The sequence below is a fragment of the Variovorax sp. WDL1 genome, assembly GCF_001541225.1.
Taxonomy (GTDB): domain Bacteria; phylum Pseudomonadota; class Gammaproteobacteria; order Burkholderiales; family Burkholderiaceae_C; genus Variovorax.
Window position 1 is genome coordinate 1 of the sequence record NZ_LMTS01000021.1, and the last position, 6,918, is coordinate 6,918.

The window sequence follows — 6,918 nt, forward strand, 5'->3', positions numbered from 1 at the left end:
CCTCCTCACCCTTCAGATTGAGCTTGACATCTCATAGATATTGATAGGCCAGCACCGACCCGTCGGGATAGCCGATGCCGGCGAGCTGGCCTGCGGCGGTGTACGCATAGGTGATCTGCTGGGTCAGGCCGCTGGCGAGCGTCTGGGTCTTGGCGATGACGCGGCCGAATTCATCGCGGCTGTAGGTGGTGGTGCCGCTGCGGTCGGTGATCTCGGAGAGATAGCCTGTGCTCGTGGAGCCCAGGTCGTAACGCAATGTGGTGGTCCTGCCGTCGGAGAAGGTGATCAGCTTCGGGCGCCCCAGCGCATCGCGCTCGATGGCGGTGGCCTGGCCCAGCGCATCGACGATGCGACTCGGTAGGCCAAGGGCGTCGTACTGGGCGACGCGGCTGCCGATGTCGGCGCTGGTCTCCGTGGTCGCATTGCCCTGGGCGTCGCGCGCATAGGTGGTAGCCACGCCCTTGAAGTCGCTGGCTTGGGTGACCGCATCCAGGGCGTTGTAGCTCAGGGCCGCGGTGGCGTTGGCCGCATTGGTGAAGTCGGTCTCGCTGGCGATCAGGCCGTTGGCATCCTGCACGCGGGCGGCGGCATCGGCTTCGCCGGTGCCCGAGGGCAAGGAGCCGCCGGTGACGGCGAGCTTGCCGAGGGTGGTGCTGTAGGTGTAGGCGCGGCTGATGCCTAGGGGGTCCGTGACGGTGGCCGTGCCGGCAGCCGGATAGCTGACCTGGTAGCGATCGACGCCACCGGCGCGCTCGGTGCTGATGGCTCGGCCCTGGGCATCGTAGGCATAGGTGGACAGGCGCACGCCGGCCTCGTCGATGATGCCGGTCAAGGCCTTGGGGAAGGCGGCGTTCTCGTAGAGGTAGCTGCGCGTCTTGCCGTCGGGATGGCTCACTTGCGCGAGTCGGGCGGAGGCATCGTAGGCGTAGCCGATGGCGCGGCCGTCGGGGGTGGTCACACTGCTCAGCAAGCCGGCATTGTTGTAGGCGAGGTTGAGCGTGCGGCCGAAGGGGTTGGTGACGGTGATGAGCTGGCCGGCTGCGTTGTAGGTGTAGCGGGTGATCCGGCCATTGCGCTCGGTGCGGGAGAGCAGCCTGCCGGTGGTGGCATCGAACTGCGAAATCGAATCGTCTTCGGCGCGGCGGTAGATCCAGGCGGCGGGTGTCCAGGTGAGGGAGTCGGCGCTGTTGGTCGAGCTCCAGGAGGAGGCGTCTGCGGGCAGAGCGAAGGTGCGCAGGTAGCCTTCGGCGCTGGTGATCGTGACGGTCACGGGATTGAGAGCAGGCGAGGCACGCAAGCTGGCGCTGTAGGTATGCGTCCAGCCCGCACCGAGGATGCCGGCAGGGCGCGAAGTGTCAGCGCCCCAGGTGCTGCGGTAGAAGCGGCCGAATGACAGTGGCGCGGGGCCGGCCTCGGTGAAGTCGGTCTCGGACTGGAACTTCTCGGCGGTCGCGGGGAGGATGGGATTGCCGACGCTCTGACCCACGACTGCGGCGATGCGATGCACGGACGCGGCGGCGGGCTCGACAACCGCAGTAGGCGCGGCGTGAGCAGGACCCAGAAGCAAGGATTGAACGAGCAGTATCAGGACGCATCGTTGGAAGAATGGCTTCCAATGCCTGCGCGTGAACTCGTGGTTTCTGGAATCCGCGCGATCGGACGACGCGCATACGCGCTCCTGCTGGAGCGCAGTCTCTCTGCTCATTCCGACTCCCTGGTCGCTTGTTTTTAGGAGCCGCGAATGTAGGAGGTGCGCGCAGAGGTGTCAATAAATGTAGCGGCATCCGGACCTGCCGGCCTAGCACGCATCCAGTTGAGAGGAGATGGCGCAGCCTCGCCGGTTACTTGACCCGCTGCTTCCCAAGCTTGCGCGCCAGCGTGCGCCGGTGCATGCCCAGTCTCCGTGCTGCCTCGGAAATGTTGAAGCCGGTCTCGGCCAGCACCTCGTGGATGCGCTCCCATTCCAGCGTCTTGATCGAGGTGGAGCGCTCGGTCAGCGCGACCTCGGCATCGCCCTGGGCGCGGCCGAAGGCGGCTTCGATGTCGTCGGTGTTGGAGGGCTTGGCCAGGTAGTGGCAGGCGCCCAGCTTGATGGCCTCGACGGCGGTGGCGATGCTGGCGTAGCCGGTGAGGACCACGATCAGCATCGTGGCATCGTGCTCGTGGAGCATTTGCACGCAGGCCAGGCCGGAGGCGCCGCCCGCGAGCTTGAGGTCCACCACCGCGTAGCCGGGCGCATGCTCCTGCAGCAGCGCCGTCACCTGCTCGGCGTTCGCGGCCACGAGCACCTGGTAGCCGCGGCGCTCGAAGGAGCGGCTCAGCGTGCGCGCGAAGGCGGCGTCGTCCTCGACGATCAGCAGCAGCCGTTGCTCAACGTCCATGGCGCGGCATCTTCTCCAGGGTCAGTGCGGCCAGCGGCAGGCGAAGGGTCACGGCCGCGCCGCCTTCGAGGCGGTTCTCGGCCGACACACTGCCGCCCAGCGCGCGCGCGACGTTGACGACCAGGAACAGGCCCAGCCCGCCGCCGGGCCGGCCCTTGCTCGACTGGTAGGGCTTGCCGAGCTGCGCCAGCATCTCGGGGGCAAAGCCCGGGCCGGCGTCATTCACGGTCAGGCGCAGCCACTCGCCCTCGCGCGCGGCTTCCAGGCCGACCCAGCGCGGCGAGGCCTCCAGCGCGTTGTCGAGCACGTTGTAGAGGGTCTGCTTCAAGGCCGAATCGGACACGATGGCCACATCGTCGCCGAACACGTTGGAATAGGCCAGCGCGTCGAGCGAGCGGGTGGCGCGCCACTCGGCCACCAGCTCGTCGAGGAAGGCGTTGACGGTGGTGTGCGCCGGCGCCTCGCCGCGCGCCTCGCCGGCCGACAGCAGGATGCCGCTGACGATGGTCTTGCAGCGCGCCACCTGGGCCTGCATCTCCTCGATCTCCTGTCGCAGCTCGGGCTCCGCGGCGAAGGGCTGCATGCGCTGCCAGTCGCCCAGGATCACCGCCAGCGTGGCCAGCGGCGTGCCGAGCTCGTGCGCCGCGCCCGTGGCCAGCAGGCCCATGCGCACGATATGGTCCTCCTCGGCGGCGCGCTGGCGCAGGTCGGCCAGCCGCGCGTCTCGCGCGCGCAGGTTGCGGTTGATGCGGGCGATGAAAATGGCCAGCAGCGCGGCATCGAGCGCGAAGCACACCAGCAGGCCCTGGATGTACGGGCTGGCGAGGCCGCGGCCGTTTTCCGGCGGGATCTCCAGCGGCTGGTGGAACAGGATCAGGCCGATGAAGCAGGCCACGGTCACGCCGATCAGCGTGCGCGAGTAGCCCGGGCCCAGCAGCACTGCGCCCAGGCAGACCTGCAGCAGGAACAGGAAGATGAAGGGGTTGGTGACGCCGCCGCTCAGGTAGAGCTGCACGGTCAGCGTGCCGACGTCGGCCAGGAGCGCGACGAAGAGCTCCAGGTCCGTCACGTCCTCGTGGCGGTCCCAGCGCCACAGGCTGACCAGGTTGAAGATGGTGAGGAAGCCCAGCGCCCCCAGCATCGGTCCCAGCGGCAGCCGGATGCCCAAGCCGAAGTGCACGACCAGGATGGTCGCGACCTGGCCGACCACGGCGATCCAGCGCAGCTGGATCAGCTGCTGCATGTTCTTCAGGCCGGTGGCGTCGGCTTCAGTTCGAGGCTGCATCGTGGGTTTCGTCGGCGGCGCCTGTCCTGTCCGGTACGTGCGACCGGCGCAGGCGGCGCTCGCCACGCGCCACCAGCCAGGCGCCCAGCGCGACCCCCAGGGCCAGGCCGAACCACGTGAGCGCGTAGACCAGGTGGCTGTTGGGGAAGGCGATCACCGTCAGGCCGCCCACCGGCCAGCGCGGCTCGCTGCCCGGGGGCTGCGGCGCGGCGCCATCCTCGTCCACGAAGAAAGGGGCTGCGTCCGCCAGGCCGCGCGTCGCGGCGATGGCTTGCACGTCGCGCGAGAACCAGCGGTCGGCCGCCGGATCATTGCGGCGCAGGAAGCCGCCGCCGGGTTCGCTGATGCGCAGCAGGCCGGTGAGGCGGACAACGCCCGCGGGCTCGTTGCCGCTGCGCGTGGTGCGCTCGCGCCGCTCGTGCGGCACGAAGCCGCGATTGACCAGGACCGCGCCATGTGCAGTGCGCAGCGGCGCCAGCACCCAGTAGCCGGGACCCAGCCGGGTCGAGGCCTGGACCAGGGCCTCGTGCTCGTGGAGGAAGACGCCTTCGAGCCGCACGTGCCTGTATTCGTGATCGGCAGCGTTGATGCGCGGCCACTCTGCCGGTGGCGGAGCGTCCGTGGGCGGGGCATGCACGCGCGCCTCGACGCGCTCGATGAGCGCCAGCTTCCACGCCCGCCGCTCGAGCTGCCAGGCACCCAGCGCCGCGAACAGCGCGAAAAGAAGAACGCCGGCGAGGGCGAGCAGCGCCAGCGCCGGCGTGGAACGCGGTCCCCGGGATTGATCGGGTGGCGTGCGGCTCAAGGCATGTTGCGCATCTCGTGCATGGATGCCGGCATCATGTTGTGGTTGAGGTGGAACATCACCCACAGCGAGCCGCTCAGGGTGATCACCACCAGCACGATGGTGAAGATCAGCGCCAGCATGTTCCAGCCGCCCTCGGAGCGCGCGTTCAGGTGCAGGAAGTAGATCATGTGGACCACGATCTGCACGGCCGCGAAGCCCAGGATCACGAAGGCGGTGGTGCCGGGGCTCTCGAAGACCTTGCCCATCACGAGCCAGAAGGGGATGGCCGTCAGGATCACCGACAGGACGAAGCCGGTCAGGTAGCCCTTGGCGCTGATGTGCAGGCCGTGGTCGTCGTCATCGTGACCGTGGCCGTGCCCGTGCTCGGCGTGGTGCTGCTGCTCGCTCATCGCAGGCTCCCCATCAGGTAGACAAAGGTGAAGACGCCGATCCACACGACGTCCAGGAAGTGCCAGAACATCGACAGGCAGAAGAGGCGCCGCTTGTTCTCGGCGATCAGGCCGTGCTTGCCGACCTGGATCATCAGCGTGATCAGCCAGATGATGCCGAAGGTGACGTGCAGGCCGTGCGTGCCCACCAGCGTGAAGAAGGAGGACAGGAACGCGCTGCGCTGCGGGCCGGCGCCCTGGTGGAGCAGGTGAGCGAACTCGTAGAGCTCGATGCCGATGAAGCCAGCGCCCAGGAGGCCGGTGACAGCCAGCCACAGCAGCGTGCCGCCCTTGCGCTTCTTCAGCATCTCCAGCATCGCGAAGCCGTAGGTGATGGAGGACAGCAGCAGCAGCGCGGTATTGACCGCGACCAGCGGCAGGTCGAACAGGTCGGCGCCCGAAGGACCCGCGGCATAGCTGCGGCCCAGCACGCCGTACATGGCGAACAGGCAGGCGAACACCAGGCAGTCGCTCATCAGGTAGAGCCAGAAGCCCAGCAGCGTGCCGTTCTCGGGGTGGTGCTCCTCGGTCACGAGGAAGACCGGGCGGTCCGCCGCGCGCACCGCGGCGGGGGAGGAGGGGACGGTGATCTCAGACATGGCCGGCCAGCATTCGGGTGCGCGCTGCTTCCGTGCGGACAACCTCGTCCGCGGGGATGTGGTAGTCGCGCTTGTAGTTGAAGGTGTGCACGATGGTCGCGAGGATGAGCGCGACGAAGGACACGCCGGCGATCAGCCACATGTGCCAGATCAGCGCAAAGCCCAGGACCGCGCTGATGACCGACAGCACGAATCCCGCGGCGGTTTTCTTCGGCATGTGGATGGGCGCGAAGCCCTCCACCGGCCGCTCGTAGCCGCGCTGCTTCATGTCCCACCAGGCGTCGTTGTCATGGATACGCGGGGTGAACGCGAAGTTGTAGGCCGGCGGCGGCGATGAGGTGGACCACTCCAGCGTGCGGCCGTTCCACGGGTCGCCGGTGGTGTCGCGCAGCGACTCGCGCCGCATGAAGCTCACCACCAGCTGGATGAGGAAGCTGAGGATGCCCAGGGCGATGAGGAAGGCGCCGAAGGCGGCGATCTGGAACCAGATCTGCAGCGAAGGGTCCTCGATGTGGCTCAGGCGGCGCGTCACGCCCATCAGCCCGAGCGCGTACAGCGGCATGAAGGCGAAGTAGAAGCCGACCAGCCAGAACCAGAAGGCGCACTTGCCCCAGAACGGGTCGAGCTTGAAACCGAAGGCCTTGGGGAACCAGTAGGTGATCGCGGCGAAGGCGCCGAACACCACGCCGCCGATGATCACGTTGTGGAAGTGCGCGATCAGGAACAGGCTGTTGTGCAGCACGAAGTCGGCCGGCGGCACGGCCAGCAGCACGCCCGTCATCCCGCCGATCACGAAGGTCACCATGAAGCCGATCGTCCACAGCATCGGCACCTCGTACTTGATGCGCCCGTGGTACATCGTGAACAGCCAGTTGAAGATCTTCGCCCCGGTGGGGATCGAGATGATCATCGTCGTGATGCCGAAGAAGGAGTTGACGCTCGCGCCCGAGCCCATCGTGAAGAAGTGGTGCAGCCACACCAGGTACGACAGGATGGTGATCACCACCGTCGCGTACACCATCGAGGCATAGCCGAACAGGCGCTTGCGGCTGAAGGTCGACACGATCTCGGAGAAGGCGCCGAAGATCGGCAGGATCAGGATGTACACCTCCGGATGGCCCCAGATCCAGATGAGGTTGACGTACATCATCGGATTGCCGCCGAGCTCGTTGGTGAAGAAGTTCGTCCCGACGTAGCGGTCCATCGACAGCAGCGCCAGCACGGCCGTCAGCACCGGGAAGGCGGCGACGATCAGCACGTTGGTGCACAGCGCGGTCCAGGTGAAGACCGGCATCTTCATCAGGCTCATGCCGGGGGCGCGCATCTTGACGATGGTCGCGATCAGGTTCACCCCCGAGAGCAATGTCCCGACCCCCGCGATCTGCAATGACCATATGTAGTAGTCCACCCCCACGTC

The 6,918-nt window shown here is 67.4% G+C and carries 7 protein-coding genes; all 7 read right to left on the reverse strand.

Annotation, left to right across the window (positions count from 1 at the left end; translation table 11 throughout):
- Positions 1-31: 31 nt before the first annotated feature.
- Positions 32-1,486: a DUF6531 domain-containing protein gene (locus tag APY03_RS01830; protein WP_232324129.1), complete on the reverse strand. Its 1,455-nt coding sequence runs from the start codon at positions 1,484-1,486 to the stop codon at positions 32-34.
- Between the two features lie 355 nt (positions 1,487-1,841).
- On the reverse strand, positions 1,842-2,381 hold the full coding sequence (locus tag APY03_RS01835; RefSeq protein ID WP_068673370.1) for a response regulator transcription factor: 540 nt from the start codon (positions 2,379-2,381) through the stop codon (positions 1,842-1,844).
- Complete coding sequence (locus APY03_RS01840; RefSeq protein WP_068673372.1) at positions 2,371-3,666, reverse strand: ATP-binding protein; 1,296 nt, start codon at positions 3,664-3,666, stop codon at positions 2,371-2,373. Before APY03_RS01840 ends, APY03_RS01835 begins: the two co-directional genes overlap by 11 nt.
- Positions 3,650-4,471, reverse strand: coding sequence for an SURF1 family protein (locus APY03_RS01845; RefSeq protein ID WP_232081090.1), 822 nt, complete (start codon positions 4,469-4,471; stop codon positions 3,650-3,652). Before APY03_RS01845 ends, APY03_RS01840 begins: the two co-directional genes overlap by 17 nt.
- Entirely contained in the window at positions 4,468-4,863 is a 396-nt protein-coding gene (gene cyoD, locus APY03_RS01850) for a cytochrome o ubiquinol oxidase subunit IV (protein ID WP_068673374.1), read from the reverse strand. The genes APY03_RS01845 and cyoD overlap by 4 nt, the downstream gene beginning before the upstream one ends.
- Positions 4,860-5,501 (reverse strand): cytochrome o ubiquinol oxidase subunit III, encoded by a 642-nt coding sequence (gene cyoC / locus APY03_RS01855; RefSeq protein ID WP_068673376.1) that lies wholly within the window; start codon positions 5,499-5,501, stop codon positions 4,860-4,862. The genes cyoD and cyoC overlap by 4 nt, the downstream gene beginning before the upstream one ends.
- On the reverse strand, positions 5,494-6,918 hold a 1,425-nt coding region (locus APY03_RS01860; protein ID WP_232324130.1), incomplete at its 5' end, for a cbb3-type cytochrome c oxidase subunit I. The genes APY03_RS01860 and cyoC, both read right to left, overlap by 8 nt.

Coding starts and splice junctions, on each gene's coding strand:
- APY03_RS01835 (WP_068673370.1), bottom strand. CDS start 2,381: ATGGACGTTGAGCAACGGCTGCTGCTGATCGTCGAGGACGACGCCGCC.
- APY03_RS01840 (WP_068673372.1), bottom strand. CDS start 3,666: ATGCAGCCTCGAACTGAAGCCGACGCCACCGGCCTGAAGAACATGCAG.
- cyoD (WP_068673374.1), bottom strand. CDS start 4,863: ATGAGCGAGCAGCAGCACCACGCCGAGCACGGGCACGGCCACGGTCAC.
- cyoC (WP_068673376.1), bottom strand. CDS start 5,501: ATGTCTGAGATCACCGTCCCCTCCTCCCCCGCCGCGGTGCGCGCGGCG.